This is a genomic window from Mycobacterium sp. 852002-51971_SCH5477799-a, assembly GCF_001667145.1.
In the GTDB taxonomy this organism is placed as follows: domain Bacteria; phylum Actinomycetota; class Actinomycetes; order Mycobacteriales; family Mycobacteriaceae; genus Mycobacterium.
In genome coordinates this window covers 246,876-266,334 of record NZ_LZIF01000116.1, presented here as the reverse complement: position 1 = coordinate 266,334, position 19,459 = coordinate 246,876, and the positions used below count along the sequence as shown (strand labels likewise).

The 19,459-nt window shown below is 64.9% G+C and carries 21 protein-coding genes; 10 read left to right on the top strand and 11 right to left on the bottom strand.

The genetic code is table 11. The features are described from left to right. Nucleotides 1-4 precede the first annotated feature (4 nt). The 8 genes from A5753_RS20410 to A5753_RS20380 form a co-directional block, all read right to left on the bottom strand. Entirely contained in the window at nt 5-421 is a 417-nt protein-coding gene (locus A5753_RS20410) for a hypothetical protein (RefSeq protein WP_067132373.1), read from the bottom strand. Between the two features lie 10 nt (nt 422-431). After that, on the bottom strand, nt 432-1,490 hold the full coding sequence (locus tag A5753_RS20405; RefSeq protein WP_067132370.1) for a dihydrodipicolinate reductase: 1,059 nt from the start codon (nt 1,488-1,490) through the stop codon (nt 432-434). Between the two features lie 13 nt (nt 1,491-1,503). Continuing rightward, nucleotides 1,504-1,935 (bottom strand): hypothetical protein, encoded by a 432-nt coding sequence (locus tag A5753_RS20400; protein WP_067132367.1) that lies wholly within the window; start codon nt 1,933-1,935, stop codon nt 1,504-1,506. A gap of 14 nt (nt 1,936-1,949) precedes the next feature. Beyond that, on the bottom strand, nt 1,950-2,663 hold the full coding sequence (locus A5753_RS20395; RefSeq protein ID WP_067132366.1) for a hypothetical protein: 714 nt from the start codon (nt 2,661-2,663) through the stop codon (nt 1,950-1,952). Continuing rightward, nucleotides 2,660-2,788 (bottom strand): hypothetical protein, encoded by a 129-nt coding sequence (locus A5753_RS25090; protein WP_255361372.1) that lies wholly within the window; start codon nt 2,786-2,788, stop codon nt 2,660-2,662. The genes A5753_RS20395 and A5753_RS25090 overlap by 4 nt, the downstream gene beginning before the upstream one ends. 14 nt (nt 2,789-2,802) lie before the next feature. Further along, nucleotides 2,803-3,603 carry a CbbQ/NirQ/NorQ/GpvN family protein gene (locus A5753_RS20390; protein ID WP_067132364.1) on the bottom strand — a complete coding sequence of 267 codons (801 nt, stop codon included), beginning with the start codon at nt 3,601-3,603 and terminating at the stop codon, nt 2,803-2,805. Between the two features lie 22 nt (nt 3,604-3,625). Beyond that, a complete protein-coding gene (locus A5753_RS20385) occupies nt 3,626-5,155 on the bottom strand; it encodes a nitric oxide reductase activation protein NorD (RefSeq protein ID WP_067132342.1) in 1,530 nt (509 codons plus the stop codon). A 149-nt stretch (nt 5,156-5,304) separates the two neighbouring features. Next, a complete protein-coding gene (locus A5753_RS20380) occupies nt 5,305-5,952 on the bottom strand; it encodes a hypothetical protein (RefSeq protein WP_156656181.1) in 648 nt (215 codons plus the stop codon). A 306-nt stretch (nt 5,953-6,258) separates the two neighbouring features. Between A5753_RS20380 and A5753_RS20375 the strand changes: the two genes are divergently transcribed. After that, the gene (locus A5753_RS20375; RefSeq protein WP_067132335.1) at nt 6,259-7,362 is read left to right on the top strand and encodes a dihydrodipicolinate reductase; all 1,104 of its coding nucleotides are present in this window, start codon (nt 6,259-6,261) and stop codon (nt 7,360-7,362) included. A gap of 12 nt (nt 7,363-7,374) precedes the next feature. Here A5753_RS20375 and A5753_RS20370 read toward each other — a convergent pair whose 3' ends face one another. After that, entirely contained in the window at nt 7,375-7,974 is a 600-nt protein-coding gene (locus A5753_RS20370) for a TetR/AcrR family transcriptional regulator (protein ID WP_067132582.1), read from the bottom strand. Nucleotides 7,975-8,180: 206 nt separating this feature from the next. Here A5753_RS20370 and A5753_RS20365 point away from each other — a divergent pair, with 206 nt between their 5' ends. From A5753_RS20365 to A5753_RS20350, 4 genes are all read left to right on the top strand, one after another. Beyond that, nucleotides 8,181-8,969: an SDR family NAD(P)-dependent oxidoreductase gene (locus tag A5753_RS20365; RefSeq protein ID WP_067132326.1), complete on the top strand. Its 789-nt coding sequence runs from the start codon at nt 8,181-8,183 to the stop codon at nt 8,967-8,969. Between the two features lie 61 nt (nt 8,970-9,030). Further along, nucleotides 9,031-10,113: a dihydrodipicolinate reductase gene (locus A5753_RS20360; RefSeq protein ID WP_067132323.1), complete on the top strand. Its 1,083-nt coding sequence runs from the start codon at nt 9,031-9,033 to the stop codon at nt 10,111-10,113. A 13-nt stretch (nt 10,114-10,126) separates the two neighbouring features. Continuing rightward, the gene (locus tag A5753_RS20355) at nt 10,127-10,945 is read left to right on the top strand and encodes a mycofactocin-coupled SDR family oxidoreductase (RefSeq protein WP_067132320.1); all 819 of its coding nucleotides are present in this window, start codon (nt 10,127-10,129) and stop codon (nt 10,943-10,945) included. 172 nt (nt 10,946-11,117) lie between these two features. After that, nucleotides 11,118-11,738 carry a hypothetical protein gene (locus A5753_RS20350; RefSeq protein WP_067132317.1) on the top strand — a complete coding sequence of 207 codons (621 nt, stop codon included), beginning with the start codon at nt 11,118-11,120 and terminating at the stop codon, nt 11,736-11,738. Nucleotides 11,739-11,748: 10 nt separating this feature from the next. Here the strand turns inward: A5753_RS20350 and A5753_RS20345 are convergent, their stop codons facing one another. After that, complete coding sequence (locus A5753_RS20345) at nt 11,749-12,378, bottom strand: TetR/AcrR family transcriptional regulator (RefSeq protein ID WP_067132314.1); 630 nt, start codon at nt 12,376-12,378, stop codon at nt 11,749-11,751. Nucleotides 12,379-12,471: 93 nt separating this feature from the next. Here A5753_RS20345 and A5753_RS24950 point away from each other — a divergent pair, with 93 nt between their 5' ends. Both A5753_RS24950 and A5753_RS20335 read left to right on the top strand, forming a co-directional pair. Beyond that, a complete protein-coding gene (locus A5753_RS24950) occupies nt 12,472-13,686 on the top strand; it encodes a cytochrome P450 (protein ID WP_067132311.1) in 1,215 nt (404 codons plus the stop codon). Continuing rightward, nucleotides 13,683-14,651 (top strand): SDR family NAD(P)-dependent oxidoreductase, encoded by a 969-nt coding sequence (locus A5753_RS20335; RefSeq protein WP_369829342.1) that lies wholly within the window; start codon nt 13,683-13,685, stop codon nt 14,649-14,651. Before A5753_RS24950 ends, A5753_RS20335 begins: the two co-directional genes overlap by 4 nt. On the opposite strand, the gene A5753_RS20330 is transcribed toward A5753_RS20335, so the two are convergent. Continuing rightward, the gene (locus A5753_RS20330; RefSeq protein ID WP_197694751.1) at nt 14,641-15,315 is read right to left on the bottom strand and encodes a hypothetical protein; all 675 of its coding nucleotides are present in this window, start codon (nt 15,313-15,315) and stop codon (nt 14,641-14,643) included. The two genes, A5753_RS20335 and A5753_RS20330, sit on opposite strands and share 11 nt — an antisense overlap. A 79-nt stretch (nt 15,316-15,394) precedes the next feature. On the opposite strand from A5753_RS20330, the gene A5753_RS20325 reads away from it, so the two are divergent. The 3 genes from A5753_RS20325 to A5753_RS20315 are packed head-to-tail and all read left to right on the top strand — an operon-like array spanning nt 15,395 to nt 19,432. Further along, the gene (locus tag A5753_RS20325; protein ID WP_067132306.1) at nt 15,395-16,912 is read left to right on the top strand and encodes a carboxylesterase/lipase family protein; all 1,518 of its coding nucleotides are present in this window, start codon (nt 15,395-15,397) and stop codon (nt 16,910-16,912) included. 18 nt (nt 16,913-16,930) lie between these two features. Next, nucleotides 16,931-18,937: a phosphotransferase gene (locus A5753_RS20320; RefSeq protein ID WP_067132303.1), complete on the top strand. Its 2,007-nt coding sequence runs from the start codon at nt 16,931-16,933 to the stop codon at nt 18,935-18,937. Then, complete coding sequence (locus A5753_RS20315; RefSeq protein ID WP_067132300.1) at nt 18,938-19,432, top strand: gluconokinase; 495 nt, start codon at nt 18,938-18,940, stop codon at nt 19,430-19,432. The last annotated feature ends 27 nt before the right edge of the window (nt 19,433-19,459 follow it).

Below are 19,459 nucleotides of genomic sequence, written 5' to 3'. Positions count from 1 at the left end.
CCAATCACGGGATGTTGGTTGCCAGGAATGTCAGTGGCAGTCCCAGGATCGACACGTCGTTTTCGTCGAGGTAGGTGCCTCCGCCCTCCATGCGTTGCCGGAATCGCGTTGTCGCGCCGTAGCGCTCGGCGACGGCGTCGGCCTTGGCGGCTTCCGGAACTCCGATCACCACGGTGAACACGCCGTCGCCGTGACGCTCGAGGAACTCTGTGACCGAGACGGCGACCTCGCCGGTCGACCCGGGGATCGGGCTGATCAGCTCGATGCCCCGATCCCAGTCGAGGTGGATGTCCAGGCCGAGCTCGGCCAGCCGCAGGGGCTCGAAGAGGAATCCGAGATCGCTGAACATCTGTGTCGTTGCGGCATGTCGTTCCGGCGCCACGGCGAACACGACGTGATGGAGCGAGGGTTCTTCAGGCATCTGAGTCCTCCTATCGAGCGTTGGTGCGTAGCACTCCGCGCGGAAGTAGCAGCGGTAGGTCGTTGTAGGTGACGATGCCGGGAGGAGCGGCGACGACGGCGGGTATCGCGGTGATCGCCGGCACGGCGGTGATGGTGAGGCCCAACATGATGTAGTCGTCTAGCGTCTGGCCCTCAAAGTCCGGTGGTGGCAGAAAGCTCAATGTGGTCTTGATCGTCGGTCGGCCCTGCACCTCAACCGTATAGCCCATGTCCAGCGGCCAATCTGGCTGCAGTGCTTGGCCTTTGCGCCATCGCCCACCGATTTCGATGACCTCGCGGTCGGCCAACACCCCTTTCCAGCGAACGTGGATGCCGGCGACGCAACCCTTCGCGATGGTCCAGTCGCCGGGCAAGTGCAGATCTTCGGTGGTCGCGGCGTACTCGGCTTCGCAGCGAACTTCGTCGAGCTCGACTCCGAGGGCATCGGCGAGCAGCAACACGCCGTCGCGGAAGATGCCGGACCCCTTCTCGGTGATGGCCGGGAGGTCCGGTTGATCGATGGGATAGCCGAAGCCCATGGGTATTTCGGTCGCGGGGGAGTTGTAAATCGTGGTATCGAAGGATTCGAGTACCGACACCTTGTCCACCCGGTCGGAGAGTCCCGCCGACACGATGGCGAACAATTGGATGAAACCGGGGTTGATGCCGCTGCCGAAGATGGTCGACCCGCCGTCCTCGCAGGCCTGGGCGATGCGCTCACGTCCCGCGCCGAGGAAGTGACCGGTGATGAACCCCGCCGTGCCCACCACGTTGATGCCCGCGCCGAGGATGCGGACCAGCTCGTCGACGTCGGCGAACATCGGATTGTAGACCACGCAGTCCGGCTTGAGCGCGAGCAGTGCGTCGATGTCGTTGCTGGCCTTGACATTCAGTGGTTCGATCCCGCACAGCTCGCCGACATCATGTCCGGCCTTCTCCGGCGACCAGGCGTAACACCCGACGAGCTCGAGCGTCGGGTTGGCGACTATGGCCTTGACCGAGCTCTTGCCGACGTTGCCCGTCGTCCACTGAACGACCCGATGGATCAACGGTTCAGCCCGTTCATGGGTGCGGCGCCGCCTGGGCTTGGCGGGCCAGCCTGTCGTTGTGGATCTTGACGAGTTCGCGGAATCCCAGCCGGTGGTACTTGGGTATCGGCTGGATGCCCCACACGTCCTGCGCGGTGGCCTTGCCCTCGGCGCCCTCGGGCGGGCCGAACGGCGGGTAGGGGTACTTGCACTCGAGCGTGTCGTTGGAGTACCGGATCTTGAGCAGCTCACTGCAGATCTGGGTGAGGCTCAGCGTCGGGTAGCCGTAGTAGACCGCCATGAACGGCAACGTGAAGGCGCCCTCGATCACGAGGGCCACCAAGCACACCAGCACGGCACGCTTGATCCATTTGTGCATCCGCGCGTAGTACGGCGTCGTCCCCGGCTCGAGATCGGCGGCCGGGTCCTTGTCTTCGGCGGATGCCGGTGCGGAAGGGCTTGTCATGGCACGACTCCTTGCTAGTCGGAGAAGATTTCGCGATTGACGGTGTGCAGATAGGGGATGGCGAGGAACGGGGTGATGTAGAAGATGTCGTAGAGCCACCAGCCGATGACCGGAAAGACGACTCCGGCGTACCGTACGTCGGCGAACATGGTCATGTTGAAGACATAGGCCGACCAGATCACCACACCCATCCAGCATGTGACGACCATCCATTGATGACCCCAGCGCTTCATCTGCAGGAAGCCGATCGCCGCTGCCACCCGCATCGAGAAGACTGTGAGGATCAGGCCGGCCACGTAAGCTTTCTCGCCCGGCCCGGCGGCGCCCCCGACCCAAAGCTCGTTGTAGTGCCAGAAATAACCGGCGTCGAACATGTTGCCCCAGCCGACCATCAGCACGCGGTTGATCAGCGTGTGGTTGGCCACCAGATCCAGGGCCCAGCCCAGGCTGTTGAGCATTCCGTCGATCAACACCAGATAGCCGATCAGGGTGACGATCATGGGCCGGACCGACAGTCCGGCGCGCAAGGCCTGGCGCTGCAGCCACACCCCGCGCATGAAGATGGGAAAGCCGATCAGGCCCGGCGCCCACATGCCCATCAGGCCGGCGCCGACGATCATCCACTTATCGGCGCGGCGCTGAGCCTGGCGGGATTCGTCGTGGTGATCCTCGAGGCTGACCGATGCCTCGGTTCCATCCGAATGTCGTTTCAGCAAGGGGAGATTCACAGGTCCCACCACCCCCGTGCGAACGACATGTAGAGCTGGATCCCGAACATCGCCAACAGGTAGCCGTAGATGAAGATCTGGAAGACGATGAGCGCCCTCTTGCGCTTCTGCTCTTGTCGGTCCATACCGTTGCTCCTTTCTAAGAACTACTCGATGCGTCTGCGGTCCCCAGGCTGGCAGCCGCGACTTCGCGTAGGCCGTCGGTGACAGCGCCGTCGGTGCTCAGTGGCGCGAGTATGCACGCATCGGCCGCGTCCAATTCGGTTGCGCCGGCGGCGATCAACTGAGCGGCCGTGACGAGCACCCGGGTCGACGGCGGCTCGAAGTGGAAGGCTTGGTCGGCGGTGCGGATCGCGACCGCGCAGCCGACCAGCCGCCTCGCCGTACCCAACGGGATTCCCGATTCGGCGACGATCACCTCCGCCTCGCGGTCCGGGGGTAGGTAGTGCATCGCCAGCGTGGCGAACCGTTGGCGGAACGACGGTTTGAGCTCCTTGAGCGAGCTGCGATATGCCGGGTTGTACGAACACACCAGCATGAACTCCTCGGGCGCCTGCACCACCTCGCCAGCGCGGTCGAGATACAGCGACCGCCGGTGATCGGTGAGCGAATGCAGGATCGCCAAGGAGTCGTGGCGGGCCTCGACGACTTCGTCGAGATAGCAGATCGCGCCCGCTTTGACGGCCCGGGTCAGCGGGCCATCGGTCCAGACCACGTCGCCGCCGGTCACCATGAAGCGGCCGACGAGGTCGGAGCTGGTGAGGTCGTCGTGGCAACTGATGGTGACCACGGGCCGCTGCAGCAAGGAGCCCATGTGTTCGACGAAGCGGGTCTTGCCGCATCCGGTCGGGCCGGTGAGCATCACCGGGATGCGCCGGTGGAAGGCCTGCTCGAACAGCTGAACCTCGTTGCCGTTGGCGAAGTATGTGTCGGTGGTCATCTCTTCCTCAGCAGGTCGGCATTCACGCGGCGACCAGTTCACGATGGACGTGGGCCAATACCCGGGGCAGTTCCTCTATGCGCCGGATCCGCTGCGACCGGCGAGGCCCGAACACCTCGGGCAGGGGATCGACGCGGGTGGGACCCACGCCCACGTAGTAGATCGACACCCCGGCCTCGTTGGCCTCCTCGACCGCGTGCGCGGTATCGGCCCAGGCGTAACGTCCCTCGTATCCCTCGTCGGAGATCAGTCCGTCGCCGATGACGATCAACAGGCGGCGCTCGGAGGCCTGCGCCAGCAACCGGCTGGTCAAATGGCGAAGCGGCGCACCGAGTCGGGTGTATCCCCTGGTGGACAGGCCGAGCCCGCTCGGCGGTACGAACCGGCGGTCCTCAAAGTCCTTCAGGCAGCGGACTTCGACTCGATGGCGGGTGTTGCCGGTGAAAACGAAAACACCGTGCCGTTCGCGCGCCAGCGTCATTGCCCGCGAAAGTGCATCGGCACACGACAATTCCAGTTGGAATACGCGCCCGCCGTGCACCCCCAGCGACGAACTCCCGTCGAGCAGCAGCGCCGTGGTGACGTCGCGGCTGCTGGGCAGCAGGTCGCGGAACACCTTCGGCTCCTTGGCCTCGCCGGTCGCGAGATCGATGTAGTGGTTGACGTATTGGTCGACGTCGAGGTCGGAGCCGTCTTCGAGGCGGTTGGTCATCGCGCGGTGGGTGTGCTCTTCGAACCACTTGCGCACGTCGACGGCGACGGGCACCGGGCGGCGGGCGTGCCGGCCGTCGGCGTGCTCGACAACGGCAACGTGGTCTTGCATGAATCGCTGTGTCCACATGTTCCATTCGGGATAGGGGATCCCCGGCCGGTGTTGCGGTGTGACGTCGAGATCGTTGTCCTGTGGCCGGCTCGGTGGCGGCAGGTTGGGGTTGCGGACCCCGCCGTCGCCGCCGACGGGAACGGAATACGGTCGCGGCAGACGTTTCTGCGTTGTGGTCCATGGCATCCTGCCAAAGCTGCGTCGCAGCTTGTCGGTCAAACCGTGCGGCGCAGTATATGCCAGCGGCAAGGTGCCCAGCAGGGGATGAATCGTCAATGCCTGATCGGTGGCAGCCAAAGCGATTGCCCGGCACAGCATTTCGGCGGGAGCCACGTCGCCGGACTCGGCGTGGAGGTCGGGGAGGAGTCCTTGAACCTCGGGCAGCAGGCCGGGCCACCGCGACGCGATCCAGCCAAGGGCGACGCCGGCCTCGACGAGGGTGAGCGCACGCAGTTCGCGGGCGGAGAGCTCGTTGAGGCGATACTCGGTGACGCGTTCTTTCGACGGCGAACACTGCAGCGCCACACCGCATGTCAGGGTCCTGCGGGTCCAATCGGGTGGCGCGGGGTAGGGGACATGAACGAAGGTGAGCGCCGCGTTCATGCCGAAACCCCGCCGGTCCCCGGTGACCAGGCGGACGCCCTCGCGACGTTGCTCGCTCAGCGCGACTGCCGTGACGGCGCAACTGCGTTCCAGCGCCATCGCATGCGCATCGGAGTGCTTAGTCATTCAGAAGGTGCCGATGTTGGAGAACAGCCAGTACCAGAACCAGATGATCAGTCCGGTGCCGCCCCATGCGGCGACGTAGCGAAGGATCTCCCATAGATAGCCCATGATGTGACTTCCTCGGTGGCGTAGCGGATTTCAGTTCACACATTTCAGTCGGAGAAGAGTTCCCGGTTGACGGTGTGCAGATAGGGGATGGCCAGGAACGGGGTGATGTAGAAGATGTCGTACAGCCACCAGCCGACAACCGGCAGTACGACTCCGGCGAAGCGCACATCGGCGAACATGGTCATGTTGAAGACGTAGGTGATCCAGATGACCACGCCCATCCAGCAGGTGACGACCATCCATTGATGGCCCCAGCGTTTCATCTGCAGAAAACCGATGGCCGCCGCGATGCGCATGGTGAAGACGGTCAGGATGAGGCCGACTTCCAGAGCTTTTTCGCCCGGGCCCGCCGCGCCGCCGACCCACAGCTCGTTGTAGTGCCAGAAGTAGCCGGCGTCGAACATGTTGCCCCAGCCGTTGAGAAGCACCCGGGCCAGGATCGTGTGGTTTGCCACCAGGTCGAGGGCCCATCCGACCGTGTTGATGGCCGCGTCGATAATGACGAGGTAGCCGAGCAGCGTGACCAGCATCGGTCGAACGGAGAGGCCATCGCGCTGGGCCCGGCGCAGCAACCGTACGCCCCAGAGAAACAACGGCAACCCGAAGATGCCCAGGGCGGCGGTGCCGATCAGCAGACTGCCGGAGATGAGCCATTTGTCGGCTTGGCGCTGCGCGGATTGTGAGCGCGCCATGTGCTCGTCGATTGTCAGGCTCGCCTGTGCGGCGCCGGTTGACTCGAGCTTCGGCAGATTCACGAACCCCCCAGTGATTGGATCGGCGTTTGCACTATAACAGGCTGACTGGAGTCAGCAGAAGAGGTCGAGCGAGACGCACTACTACGCCACATGACGTTAGGGTTGCCGTCTGCTGGCGCGGCGCCCGTAATGGCGACACATTGCTTCTACTGACGAAAGTCAGCCGTGACCGTTGACACAGACTTCCGGGGATGCCTACGCTCATCGAGCGCTCAGCCCGTCCGGCTATGCAAAGGAGTAGCAATGACGCTCAAATCGCCGGCCGAGCGAAAATATCGTGTAATCCAGTGGGGCGTAGGCAATGTCGGAACGATAGCGCTGCGTCACTTCGTGCACAACCCCGCCTACGAACTCGTCGGAGTGCTGTGCAATCGTCCGGAGAAGGTAGGCAAGGACGCCGGTGAACTCTGCGGCAAGGCGCCCACCGGAGTGCTGGCGACCACCGATAAGGCTGCCATCGAGGCGCTCGAAGCCGATTGCGTGTTTTATGCGCCGCTGTGGTCTGACCCCGATGAGGTGTGCCGCTTGCTGCGCGGCGGCAAGAACGTCGTCGCCTCAGGCGGCGCGTGGTGGTATCGAACCGAACACAGCAAGGCGGACATCGATAAGATCGATGCGGCGTGCCGCCAGGGTGGAACGTCGTTTCATGCAGGGGGTGTAAACCCCGGCTTTGCCGGAGACCTACTGGTCCTGACGCTGGCCCGAATCGTCAGTCAAATCGACACTATTCACATCTACGAGGTGGTGAACTTCGGCCGGGACACGCTGAAGTACCTGTATGAGATGGGAATGGGGAGCGATCCTGCCGGGTTTGAGGACGGCCCGAACCTGTTGGGGCAAGCGTGGCCATTGTTCGCGCAGTCGATGGCAATGGTGGTGGAGGGAATGGGTAAAACGGTCGAGAAATACACGACTGAGGTGGAGCTCGGGTCTGCCACGCGCGACATCCCCTTTGAGGGTGGCGAAACCAGCGACATGCCGGGCTTCAAGGGAGTGATCAAGAAGGGCACGGTCGCTCGGCAGCACCACAGGTGGACCGCGTGGGTGGAAGGCAAGCCCCTCATAGTCTTCCATGAGATATACACCATGGACACCTTCGATGCCATTGAACCGCAGGAGGATTGGCCTCAGCACTACCACTACCGCATAGTGATCGAGGGCGATTCGTCCACCGAGCTGATCCTGCAGGGCGCACAGGACCCGGATGGCGGGTACGCGCTGCCTGGTTACACCTGGACCGCGATGGGTCCCGCCAATGCCATTCCCGCTGTGTGTGATGCCCCGCCGGGATTCATGTCCCACAACGAACTTGGGCTGATGAAGCTGCGTGGCGTCATACGGCCCTAGCGCCGCAAGACCTCATGGTCTCAAGCTTCGCAATGTCCTCGCGACATAATCTTCGAGCAGGGTATGGCCGGTCGGCCAGTGGTTGGTCGTGATCAACAGAGCGTAGAGACCGAGCAGGAAGAACACCGCACTGTTCATGGGGTTCACCTCTGAATCCGTCTCGCCGCGCTCTTGGGCCTGCGCGATCTCCTGGGCGACCAGCACGATCAGCGGGTGGTCCCTGCCGTCTTCGGTCTGCGGACGCGTTTGGGAAAAGTGCAGCGCGAGAAAGTCATTGAATAGTCTATCGCCCAGTCGGCGTTCCAGCCCGACCACCAGGCGGACCGCCTCGTTCAGCGCGGAAACGAGATCGTGCTTGGACTTCAAGAATTGTGCGAACTGCTTGGCGATGCGGTCTTCTTCGCGGCGCTCCAGCTCGAGCAGCACATGCTCCTTGGTGGGGAAGTGGAAGAAGAAGGTTCCGTGGGCGACGCCCGCCGCGGCCACAATGGCAGCCACGTCAGCCTCGGCCATGCCGGCGCGCGCAAATTCCGCGATCGCGGCGCCCATCAAACGTTCCCGCGTCTGCAAGCGCTTGGCTTCTCGCGCCGACAGCCGATCCGTCACAGCCATTCTTTCCTCACGGTTGACCTGGCTCATGTGAGAGCTTCGAGGCTAACTCGACCAGTATGCCGTGTCTGGGCCAAAAAGGCTTGCCAACTTGAGTGTTGTCAGGCAACCCACACGCCGCGGCTGATATATGCACTGGACTGTCATTGACTTTAGTCAGCAAGGTTCATAGATTGAACGGCGCACGCACTCGATCGAGGGAGCCCGGCATGGCATTGGAGCAATTCCGGCTGGACGGGCAGGTCGCGATCGTCACGGGCGCCGGGAAGGGTGTGGGAGCAGGTATCGCTAGGGTCTTGGCGGAGGCGGGCGCCACGGTGGTTGGGACCGCACGGACCGAGGCGGATATCGTTGGCACGATTGCGGGTATCGAGGCTGCCGGCGGCGAAGGGCTGGCGCTTGTAGCGGATGCGATGAGTCGTCCGGATTCAGAGCGGGTCGTCAGCACGGCCATGGAGCGCCTCGGTCGCATCGACATTTTGGTCAACAATGTCGGTGGTTCCACCTATGCGCGGTTCTTGGACATTACCGACGAGGACTTCCGGCACACGTTCGACTGGTGCGTGACGTCGGCATTCATCATGAGTCAGCTCGTGGCGCCGCACATGCTCACCGCCGGACACGGTTCCATCATCAACATCTCATCGGGCTCGGCGCGGTTCGGTATCCGGGCGCTGACCGCTTATTGCGTCGCCAAGGGCGGTCTCGAAGCGCTCACCCGCGCCATGGCACAAGAACTCGCCCCGAAGATTCGCGTCAACGCCATCGCACTGGGATCGTTCTCCACCGACGGTCTGAAAGGTAGCCTGGACCTGATGCCGGGGTCGCTGGAAAAGATGCAAGAGGCCACACCGCTGCATCGGCTGGGCGACGTCGAGGACCTTGGACGGCTCGCGGTGTACCTGTGCACCCGCGACTGCTACGCGACCAACGCGACTTTTCACGTCGATGGTGGCATCGATTCGAACAATTCGCCGCTGCCGATACCCGATTACTGACCTCCGCTTCGAATGAACGCGCCATGATGGGTCTTCACCCACCGCCGGAAGGACGAGGGTAATGCGCAGGGTCATTCAATTCTCCACCGGAAACGTCGGCCGGCATTCGTTGCGAGCCATCATCGGCAGACCCGATCTCGAACTGGTCGGCGTGCACGCCGCCAGCGCCGAGAAGGTCGGTCAGGACGCGGCACAGTTGTGCGGACTGAACGAACCGACCGGCATCGTCGCCACCGACGACATCGACGCGTTGGTGGGCCTGGGCGCCGACTGCGTGGTTTACACCTCGCAGGGTGAAACGCGCCCGATGGAAGCCATCGAGCAGATGACCAAGTTCCTCGCGGCGGGTACGAATGTGGTCGGTACATCGATGGTCTGGCTGGTTACGCCCCGCCACGCCGACGATTGGCTGCGCGAGCCCCTGGAGCGTGCCTGCGCGGCCGGCGATGCCTCGCTCTACGTCAACGGCATCGACCCTGGCTTTTCCGGTGACACCCTGGTGCACTCGGCCGTCAGCCTGACCACTCGGGTCTCGTCGATCACCGTGCAGGAGATCTTCGACTACGGAAACTACGATGACGCCGAATTCACCGGCGCTGCAATGGGGTTCGGCTCGACACCGGACGACGATGCACCGATGATGTTCCTGCCCGGGGTGATCGTGTCGATGTGGGGAGGCCAGGTCCGCAGCCTGGCGGATAATCTGGACATCAAGCTCGAGGACGTGCGTCAGCGTGTCGAACCGTGGTACACGCCAGAACGAATCGACTGCACGATGATGACGGTGCAGCCGGGGCAGATGGCGGCGGTGCGGTTCGCCACCGAGGGCGTGCGCGACGGCGAGCCGGCCATCACCCTCGAGCACGTCACCAGGCTCACGCAGACCGCCGCACCCGACTGGGAATTCCCACCCGAGGGTCATACCGGAGTGCATCGCGTCGTCGTGGAGGGCGAACCTCGGGTCGAAATCAACACCCACGTATCCCATCCCCTGTTTGATTCCACCGATGCCGGCTGCATTTCGACGGCCGGCCGAGTCGTCAACGCGATCGACTGGGTGTGCCGCGCGCCCCAGGGGCTCATCGGTGTCGAGGACATTCCACTGTCCGCGACGATGCGCGGGCTGATGTGGAACGAGCGGTAGCCGGATTCGTGGTATGACGACATCGCCCTCGGGACGCGTTGCAGGTAAACGCATTCTGATCACTGGTGCGGCCCGCGGCATGGGACGCAGTCACGCGCTGCGGCTTGCGCAGGAAGGCGCTGATCTGATCCTGATCGACATCTGCCAGTCCCTGCCGCAGATCGAATATCCTCTGGCCACAGAGGAAGATCTCGCCGAAACGGTACGGCTGGTCACGGAACTGGGCCGGCGGTGCGTAAGTCATGTCGTCGACGTCCGCGACGATGTCGCGTTGCGCAAGGCCGTCGATGATGGCGTCGGCGAACTGGGTGGCCTAGACGGCGCAGTGGCCAACGCCGGTGTGTTGACCGTCGGGCCATGGAACACCACAACTCTCGACGACTGGCGCACGGTCGTCGATGTAAACCTGATCGGAACCTGGAATACGTGCGCGGTGGCTATCCCGCATTTGCTTGACCAAGGTGGCGGCAGCCTGGTGAACATCAGCTCCGCGGGCGCCATCAAAGGCTTTCCGCTGCAGCATCCTTACACCGCTGCCAAGCACGGTGTCGTGGGGCTGACGTTGGGGTTGGCCAATGAGTTGGCCGCGCAAAGCGTGCGCGTCAATTCCGTTCATCCCACCGGGTGCCCGACCGGCATGATCCCTCCGTCGATCGGAGCCGTCTTCTCCGAGGAACGCCCCGACCTGATTCCCACCTTCGTCAACGCGATGCCCACGCCGGCCATCGACCCCGTGGATGTCAGCCACGCGGTGCTGTTCTTGATTTCCGACGAAGCCAGATACGTGACGGGGCTGCAGTTCAAGGTCGACGCGGGAGTGACCATCAACTAGAACTTCGAAGGGCAACGCCACGCCGCCGGCAAACAAATGCCCTTACTGAGATCGGGTCAAGCCCATAGGCTGGGCTGCAGATGAACATCAGTTCGTCGGCCGAATTTCGTGTGTCGCAGTGCCTACGCGCGCGGCAAGGGATACAAATAGCTGACGTCTTGAAGGAGACCCTATGAATACGGTGCGGACGTCCGCGCTCGGCTTGACGGTCACCGCGGTGTTGGTCAGCGCGACGTTGGTGGGCTGCGGCGGGGAAAAGAACTCCACGACATCATCGGGTTCGGCCTCGCCGTCGGCTACCTCGTCGAGCTCCTCGGCCGGCGCGGGTCCGGGGGCGCCGGCGGATTACAGCCACCTGCTGATCAAGCCCAGCGACGTCGGCCCCAACGCCACCGCCGACGGACCGCCGAGCCAGAATCCCAGCGGCATCACCGGCGTGGGACAGGTTTTCAAGAACCCCGATGGCAAGCGCACCATCATCGACACGATCGCGGTGTTTCCCGACGCGGCCACGGCCACCCAGACGGCGGCGAACATGCGCGATGTCGTCGGCAAGAAGGTCAACGGGCAGCAACAGCCCCTCGACGTCGGCACCAACGGGTTCTTGGTGATCGGCCAGGGGACCGACCCGGCCAATCCCATGGAGATTTCCGAGGCGGTGTTCGTCGTGGGCAGGGCCATGGTCGACCTGGAGTCCGATTGTGTCATCGGCAATCCCACGCCCGCCGATGTCATGCTCGATCTCGCCCGTAATCAAGAGGCCGCGGTCAAAGCGGGCTTGCCGGCTAGCTGAGCTCCACCGATTACAGCGGCCAGCTGTCCGGCTGCACCTCGTAACGCAAGGCGGCGGCCGGAGGCAGCGGCCGCCGGTCGTTGACCGATATCGCGTCGAGGATGAGCGCGACATAGCGTCGCCAACCGTCGCTGTCCGCATCCATGGTCGACAGCACGCTGAAGAGCATCGCGACCAGGCGGGGCAGATCGTCGGTGACGAGGTCGGCGCGGATGCTGCCGGCTCGCTGGCCAGCTCGGACGAGCTCGCCGAGGGCGGCGTTGAGGGACACCGAGATGTCCGACGTGAGTGATCCGGCGCGGCGCGCGGCGGTCAGCAGGCTGTGTTCGCGCGCCCCCAGCGAGATCGCCGCTTCAATCAGTTGGGTGAGACCGTGCAGCGGATCCTTGGCGAGGCGGGCGCTATCGATCACCGGGGTGAGGTCTTCGGCGATGCTTTGATCCAGGGCGGCGCGGACCAGATCGGCCTTGGCCGGAAATCTGCGGTACAGGGTCCGCTCACCGACGCCCGCACGGCGCGCGACGGCCTCCGCCGGGGCGTCCGGCCCCAACTCGCCGTACACCTCACGAGCCGCACGCAGGATGCGCTCGACGTTGCGCGCAGCGTCGGCTCGCAACGGCCGATCCTCAACCGCGGTCATGGTGACTAGCGTAACTGACGGTTGACTGCCAACTAGGCTGGCTTTACGCTCTATAACTGGCAGGCAGCTGACACTTAACAGGAAACACGGTACATGTCAACGACTTCCGAAGTGCGTTCCGACGCCGGACTACCGGTGCTGCCCATCCCACGGCCGGCAACCTGCCCACTCGCGCCCCCGCCCGAGTTCCAGGAGTGGCGGGACGGTCCCGGGCTACGGCAGGCGATGTTCCAGGGCAACCCGGTCTGGGTGGTCAGCCGCTACCGGGACATCAGGGCGGCGCTTGTCGATCCTCGCCTGTCCGCGAAGACGATTCCCGACTCGATCATGTCGAAGGACGACGACAACAAGGTCCCGGTGATGTTCGCGCGCACCGATGATCCCGAGCATCACCGACTGCGGCGCATGATGGCCAGCAACTTCACCTTCAGGCGTTGCGAGTCGATGCGACCGCAGATCCAGGACATGGTCGACCACCACCTCGGCCAGATGATCGAGCACGGCGCACCGGCCGATCTGGTGCGTGAATTCGCGTTGCCGGTGCCGTCGATGGTGATCGCGCTGCTGCTGGGAGTGCCACCCGAACACCTGGAACTCTTTCAGTTCAACACCACCAAGGGGCTTGACCAGAGGTCCACCGACGCAGAAAAGGGACAGGCTTTCGGCGCCATGTACGCCTACATCGAGGAGTTGGTGGAACGCAAGGCGTGCGAACCCGGAGACGACTTGATCAGCCGCCTGGTCACCGAATACGTGGCGACGGGTCAGCTCGACCGTGCCACCACGGCCATGAACGGCGTGATCATGATGCAGGCCGGCCACGAGACCACCGCAAACATGATCTCGCTGGGAACGGTTGCGCTGCTGCAACATTCCGATGTCTTCGAGCGCCTGGGACACACCGGGGACCCGGCCGTCATCGCCAATATCGTCGAAGAGCTCATGCGCTACCTCAGCATCGTGCACAGCCAGGTCGACCGGGTGGCGACTGAAGACCTGATGCTCGGCGGTCAGCTGATTCGCGCCGGGGAGTATGTGATGATGAGCTTGCTCGCCGGGAACTGGGACGCGGAATTCGTAGCCAATCCCGGATCGTTCGACGCCGACCGAAACACCCGTGGGCACCTGGGCTTTGGTTACGGCGTCCATCAATGCATCGGAGCGAATCTCGCCCGCGTCGAAATGCAGGTCGCGTTCGCTACGCTGGCCCGTCGGCTGCCCGGCCTCAAACTAGCGGTACCGGCCGGGCAGCTGAGCTTCAAAGACGCCAATATCTATGGCATGAAAGAACTTCCGGTGAGCTGGTGAGCGGCGAACTGCGGTTCGACGACCAGGTCGCCGTCATCACCGGGGCCGGTGGCGGTTTGGGCAAGCAATACGCGTTGCTGCTTGCCTCGCGTGGCGCGCGCGTCGTCGTCAACGATATCGGCGGCTCGGTGACCGGGGAGGGATTCGACGCCGCGACTGCGGGCGCCGTCGTCGATGAGATCCGCGACCGGGGCGGTGAGGCGGTCGCGGACCGTCACAGCGTCACCAATCCCGAAGGTGGGCAGGCGATCATCGACGCCGCCCTGAACGCATGGGGCCGAGTCGACATCGTGATAAACAATGCCGGAATCGTGCGGGACGCGCCATTCGAGGAGATGACCGCCGACCGCTTCGAACAGCTGTTGGACGTGCATCTGAAGGGCGCCGTCTACGTGACAAGGCCTGCGTGGAAGGCGATGTGCGAGCAAGGGTATGGCCGGATTCTCAATACCTGTTCGGCGGCCGGAATCTTGGGTGCCGCGGGTATGAGTAACTACGGCTCGGCCAAGACCGGATTGATCGGCCTGACTCGCGTTCTCGCCGCCGAAGCCGCCGATCGCGACATCAAGGTCAACGCCATCGCCCCGATTGCCTATACACGGATGCTGGCGCACTCCGTGGACGGTGCCGCGCAGCCCGATGATCCCGCCGCGCAAGCGGTGCTCGATGACCTGGTGAGTCAATACCTACAGCGACTGGATCCCGCGTTGGTGGCCCCCGTGGCGGCTTACCTGACCCACCGGTGCTGTCCGGTGTCGGGGGAGATCTATACCGTTGGGGCAGGCCATGTTTCGCGGTTCTTCATCGGCAGGACAAAGGGCTTTTACCGCCCCGAGCTGTCCATCGAGGACGTGCGCGACCATCTGGACGAGATCCACGACGAAGCCGGCTACACCGTGCCGCGCGGGACCGCCGACGAGATGAGCGAGCTCTTCGCGACCATCAAGGCCGGCTTCAGCAGCTGAACGCCGTGCCGACACCGTCCGGTGGTGGCGCCGACTTCAGGCAGCCGAACGGCTCGATGCCGGCGGGGCTGAATTTGACCGCCGACTGGTGCGCGTAGTTGACGCAATAAAGGCCGGTTTGGTCGGCGCGGCACCGGTAGTCACCGAACGACAGCGAATCTCCGTTCGCCAGTTCCGGTCCGTTGCCGTTGATGAACGGACCGGGATCGGCTCGGGCAGATCCGACCTGCAGGTTCACCCCGTCGAAGCCGATCCAACCGCCTTGCCATTGGCCATACGCCGTCGCGGGCGCCGGCGGCGGATTGGTCAGACGCACCAGGCAGGCCAGCGCGCCACCGGTGTGTTTGGCATCGGTCATGCAGGAGACCTTGCCCGCCATCGCCGTCAGTGCGATGTCGTCGCCGAGCGGAGTGGTCGTCCCGTCGCGGGTGGCCGCGTGGAAACGGCTTGGATCGGCGGGGTGACCGGCCTCGATCCACGCGATGACCTCGGAGATTGCCGCACCCGCGGCGGGCCCGACGGATGGTCCCGGTGATTTGTTCCCAGGCGCCCCGGCGCCGGTGGATGCCTGGGGGGTGCCTCCGGTCGGCTCCGGATGGCCGCCCGTGCCGTGCGAGCATCCGGCGACCAGCAATGTCGCGGCGATCATTGCAGCTATCCGCATTCAGCCAGGCTAACCGCCGCGCCGCGCAAATAAGGCGCTGTGCGCGCGTTACGACCATCATGTCGGTTACCGTCGGATTATGCATGACCGCACTGTCCGCGCACGCACGGCCATCGGCACCGTCGAAGGCTTCACCCGAGACGGCGTCACTCGGTGGCGGTCGATCCCGTATGCCCGTCCACCGGTGGGAAGCCTGCGCTTCCGGGCGCCGCAGCCGGCCCAGCCGTGGTCGGGTGTCCGCCACTGCCATGGTTTCGGCAACTGCGCGCCCCAACAGCGCCGCTACACCCTGCTCGGCATGTCGGGTTTGGGCGGACGCTTTCAGCCGATGAGCGAGGACTGCCTCACCCTCAACGTCGTGGCGCCTGAGGGTGCCGCCGAGGGACCGCTGCCCGTCATGGTGTTCATCCACGGCGGCGGCTATTTCCTGGGCAGCTCGGCGACACCGTTGTACGACGGAGCGCCCCTGGCGCGCCGGGGATGCGTGTACGTGTCGGTGAACTACCGGCTGGGCGCGCTGGGGTGCGTCGACTTCTCGTCGCTCTCGACGCCGGAGATCACCATCGACAGCAATCTGTATCTGCGCGACCTGGTGCTGGCGCTGCAGTGGGTCCGCGACAACATCGCGGGATTCGGCGGTGACCCGGACAACGTCACCATCTTCGGGGAGAGCGCGGGGGCGTGCATCACCGCCTCACTGCTGGCGGTGCCCGCCGCCGAAGGGTTGTTCGCCCGAGCGATCTCGGAAAGCCCGGCGTCGGGCCTGGTGCGGTCGAAAGAGGTTGCGGCAGAGTTCGCGAACCGCTTCGCCAACCTGCTCGGGGTGCGCAGGCAAGACGCCGCCGACGCGCTGATGCAGGTGTCCGCGGCCCAGCTGGTGGAAACCCAACACCGATTGATCGACGAGGGCATGCAGGACAGGCTGGGCGCCTTCCCGATCGGCCCCGTCTTCGGTGACGACATCCTGCCGATGGATCCGGTCGAGGCGATGCGGCGCGGCGAGGCCCACCGGGTCCCTTTGATCGTGGGCACCAATGCCGAAGAGGGCCGGTTGTTCACCCGGTTCCTGACGATGCTGCCGACCAACGCGACGATGGTCGAAGAGCTGCTCGCCGAGGCGGAACCCGCCATCCGGGAACGCATCACCTCCGCATATCCCGACTATCCTGACCGGGCGGCGTGCATCCAGCTCGGCGGCGACTTCGCCTTCGCGTCGGCGGCCTGGCAGATCGCCGAGGCCCACGGCGCCCACGCGCCGACGTACCTCTACCGGTATGACTACGCTCCGCGCACGCTGCGCTGGTCCGGTTTCGGTGCCACCCACGCCACCGAGTTGCTCGCGGTCTTCGACTTCTACCGCACCAGATTCGGGGCGTTGTTGACCGCGGCGGCGGACCAGCGGGCCGCGTTGCGGGTCAGCAACCAGGTGCAGCGGCGGTGGCGTGCGTTCAGCCGGACCGGGGTGCCGGGGGAGGACTGGCCCGTCTACACGGCCGAAGACCGCGCCGTGATGGTCTTCGACCGCAAGTCGCGCGTCGAGTTCGATCCACACCCACATCGCCGAATGGCATGGGACGGCTTCTCACTGGTGCGTTGACCTGGCACGCTGACCCCCATGCATGCCGAGACCGAGCAAGTCATCGAACGACCCAGTGACCTCACCGCGTCCTGGCTGGCCGCGGTCATCGGCACCGGACCCATCGCCGATTTCTCGGTGGAGCGTATCGGTACCGGCCAGATGAGCGAGTGCTATCGCGTCCGGCTCAGTTATGCCGAAAGACCCGCGGAAGGTCCCGAGTCGGTGGTGCTGAAGGTCGCGGCCACCGATCCGGTCAGCCGGCAGACCGGCCTGGCGTTGGGGCTCTACGAGCGGGAGGTGCGCTTCTATGGCGACATCGCGCCGCGTCTGGGCGGACCCATCGCGCCCTGCTACCACGCGGCGGTCGACACCTCGACGGGCGTGTTCGATCTGTTGCTGGGGGATGCCGGCCCGGCGGTCGTGGGCGACGAAATCGCCGGCGCCACAGTAGAACAGGCCCACCTCGGGGCCGTCGAACTGGGACGGCTGCACGGGCCGCTGCTCGGCGACGTCTCGCTGGCCGAGGCGCCGTGGCTCAACCGCGCGGCTCCGCTGAACCAGGCGATGATCAACCCGCTGTATGCGGGTTTCGTCGACCGCTACGGTGACCAGATCGCGCCGGAACACCGCGTGGTGTGCGAACGCCTGATTGCCGCGTTCGACGGCTACCTGGCCCAGGAGGCGGAGGCGCCCGGGCGAGTCCAAGGCTTGGTGCACGGCGACTACCGCTTGGACAACATGCTGTTCGGCACCGACGGCGCGGATCGCGCACTGACGGTGGTCGACTGGCAGACCGTTTCCTGGGGCCCGGCCCTGACCGACCTGGCCTACTTCCTCGGTTGTGCCCTGTCCACCGAGGACCGTCGGCAGCACTACGACGCGCTGCTGCGGGCCTACCACGACGCGCTCGGCTCGCGGGCGCCACTGGACCTGGCCGACGTCGCCGACGGTGTGCGGCGGCAGAGCTTCTTCGGGGTGATGATGGCGATCGTCTCGTCGATGCTGGTCGAGCGCACAGACCGCGGCGACCAGATGTTCATGACGATGCTGCGACGGCACTGCGACCACGTGCTCGACACGGACGCGTTGTCGACGCTGCCCGAAGCGGTGGCTCCCGAGCCGTTGCGGCCGTCAGCCGAGGACGAACTCGCCCACGATCCCACCGCCGAACCGCTGTGGAGTGAGAGCTGGTACGCCGACTTCGCCGATGCGGCACAAGGATTGGGCGGCTGGTTCCGACTCGGCAGAGTGGCCAACGAGCACATCGCGTGGATGCACGTGCTGTTGTGCGGACCCGACATGCCCACCGTCGCCGTGGACGCGCAAGTGCCGCTGCCGTCGGACCCGTGGAGCCTGCGCACCGATGACGTCGAGCTCGGCCATTCCGCCGAGGTGCCCCTGCAGAGCTACCGCGTCGACGTGCGGGCGCGTGCCCAGGCCTACGCCGACCCGTCGGCGTTGTTGCGCGGCGAGCCCGGAACCCCGGCCGAGATGACCATGAGCCTGCTGTGGGCGACCGACGGCACGCCGTACAAGTACGGCTTGACGACGCGTTATGAAATCCCGTGCACCGTCTCGGGCAGCGTCACGATCGATGACCACAGCTACCGGTTGGAATCCGTTGCAGGCCAACGCGATCACTCGTGGGGCGTGCGCGATTGGTGGGGGATGGATTGGCTGTGGAGCGCGCTGCACCTCGACGACGGCACCCATTTGCACGGCGTGAACATCCGGATCCCCGGGGCGCCCGCGTTCAGCATCGGCTACACCCAGGGCGCCGATGGCAAGGTCACCGAACTGCAGACCGTCGACTCACGAGAGTCGTTCGCCGACAACGGATTACCGATGAACGCAACACTGGTGCTGGAACCGGGGCAGATCAACGCGACCGTGGACGTGCGCGGTCAGGCACCGGTTCGGCTCGTCGCGACGGACGGGCGGGTCAGCCAGTTTCCGCGCGTCTGGGTCACGATCAGCACCGCCGACGGGCGTGGCGGTGTCGGCTGGCTGGAGTGGAACCGCAATCTCGGCGAACAGACTTAGGTGAGCGAACCGGCCCCCGTCGTGGTGATGGGCGTCTCCGGATCGGGCAAGTCGACGGTGGGCGCGGCGCTCGCACGGCGCTTGCGGGTCCCGTTCGTCGACGCCGACACCATGCATACGGCAGCCAACATCGCCAAGATGGCGGCCGGCGAACCGCTCGACGACGACGACCGCTATCCCTGGTTGGAGCGGGTCGGCGACTGGTTGGCCGCCCACCGCGACGGCGGAGTGGTGAGTTGTTCGGCGCTGAAAAGGGCTTATCGCGACCAGCTGCGTGCGCACTGCCCGGGCGTGGAGTTCCTGCACCTTTCCGGTTCGGCGGAACTGATCGGCGGCCGGCTGGCCGCACGCACCGAGCACTTCATGCCGCTCGCGTTGCTGCGCTCGCAACTGGACACCCTGGAGCCCCTCGGTACCGACGAGGCCGGCTCGACCGTCGACATCGGTCCCGACGTCGACGCGATTGTGGATGCCGTCGTAAAAGCGCGCGGCTAGCGTGTGGCGGAGGCGGATATGTAGCAT

Bases quoted from the DNA above. Each gene is read 5' to 3' on its own strand.
- A5753_RS20400 (WP_067132367.1), bottom strand. From the start codon at position 1,935: ATGACAAGCCCTTCCGCACCGGCATCCGCCGAAGACAAGGACCCGGCC.
- A5753_RS20350 (WP_067132317.1), top strand. From the start codon at position 11,118: ATGAATACGGTGCGGACGTCCGCGCTCGGCTTGACGGTCACCGCGGTG.
- A5753_RS20380 (WP_156656181.1), bottom strand. From the start codon at position 5,952: ATGGCGCGCTCACAATCCGCGCAGCGCCAAGCCGACAAATGGCTCATC.
- A5753_RS20360 (WP_067132323.1), top strand. From the start codon at position 9,031: ATGCGCAGGGTCATTCAATTCTCCACCGGAAACGTCGGCCGGCATTCG.
- A5753_RS20345 (WP_067132314.1), bottom strand. From the start codon at position 12,378: ATGACCGCGGTTGAGGATCGGCCGTTGCGAGCCGACGCTGCGCGCAAC.
- A5753_RS20375 (WP_067132335.1), top strand. From the start codon at position 6,259: ATGACGCTCAAATCGCCGGCCGAGCGAAAATATCGTGTAATCCAGTGG.
- A5753_RS20330 (WP_197694751.1), bottom strand. From the start codon at position 15,315: ATGCGGATAGCTGCAATGATCGCCGCGACATTGCTGGTCGCCGGATGC.
- A5753_RS20385 (WP_067132342.1), bottom strand. From the start codon at position 5,155: ATGACTAAGCACTCCGATGCGCATGCGATGGCGCTGGAACGCAGTTGC.
- A5753_RS20370 (WP_067132582.1), bottom strand. From the start codon at position 7,974: ATGGCTGTGACGGATCGGCTGTCGGCGCGAGAAGCCAAGCGCTTGCAG.
- A5753_RS20325 (WP_067132306.1), top strand. From the start codon at position 15,395: ATGCATGACCGCACTGTCCGCGCACGCACGGCCATCGGCACCGTCGAA.
- A5753_RS24950 (WP_067132311.1), top strand. From the start codon at position 12,472: ATGTCAACGACTTCCGAAGTGCGTTCCGACGCCGGACTACCGGTGCTG.
- A5753_RS20365 (WP_067132326.1), top strand. From the start codon at position 8,181: ATGGCATTGGAGCAATTCCGGCTGGACGGGCAGGTCGCGATCGTCACG.
- A5753_RS25090 (WP_255361372.1), bottom strand. From the start codon at position 2,788: ATGGACCGACAAGAGCAGAAGCGCAAGAGGGCGCTCATCGTCTTCCAG.
- A5753_RS20320 (WP_067132303.1), top strand. From the start codon at position 16,931: ATGCATGCCGAGACCGAGCAAGTCATCGAACGACCCAGTGACCTCACC.
- A5753_RS20355 (WP_067132320.1), top strand. From the start codon at position 10,127: ATGACGACATCGCCCTCGGGACGCGTTGCAGGTAAACGCATTCTGATC.
- A5753_RS20410 (WP_067132373.1), bottom strand. From the start codon at position 421: ATGCCTGAAGAACCCTCGCTCCATCACGTCGTGTTCGCCGTGGCGCCG.
- A5753_RS20390 (WP_067132364.1), bottom strand. From the start codon at position 3,603: ATGACCACCGACACATACTTCGCCAACGGCAACGAGGTTCAGCTGTTC.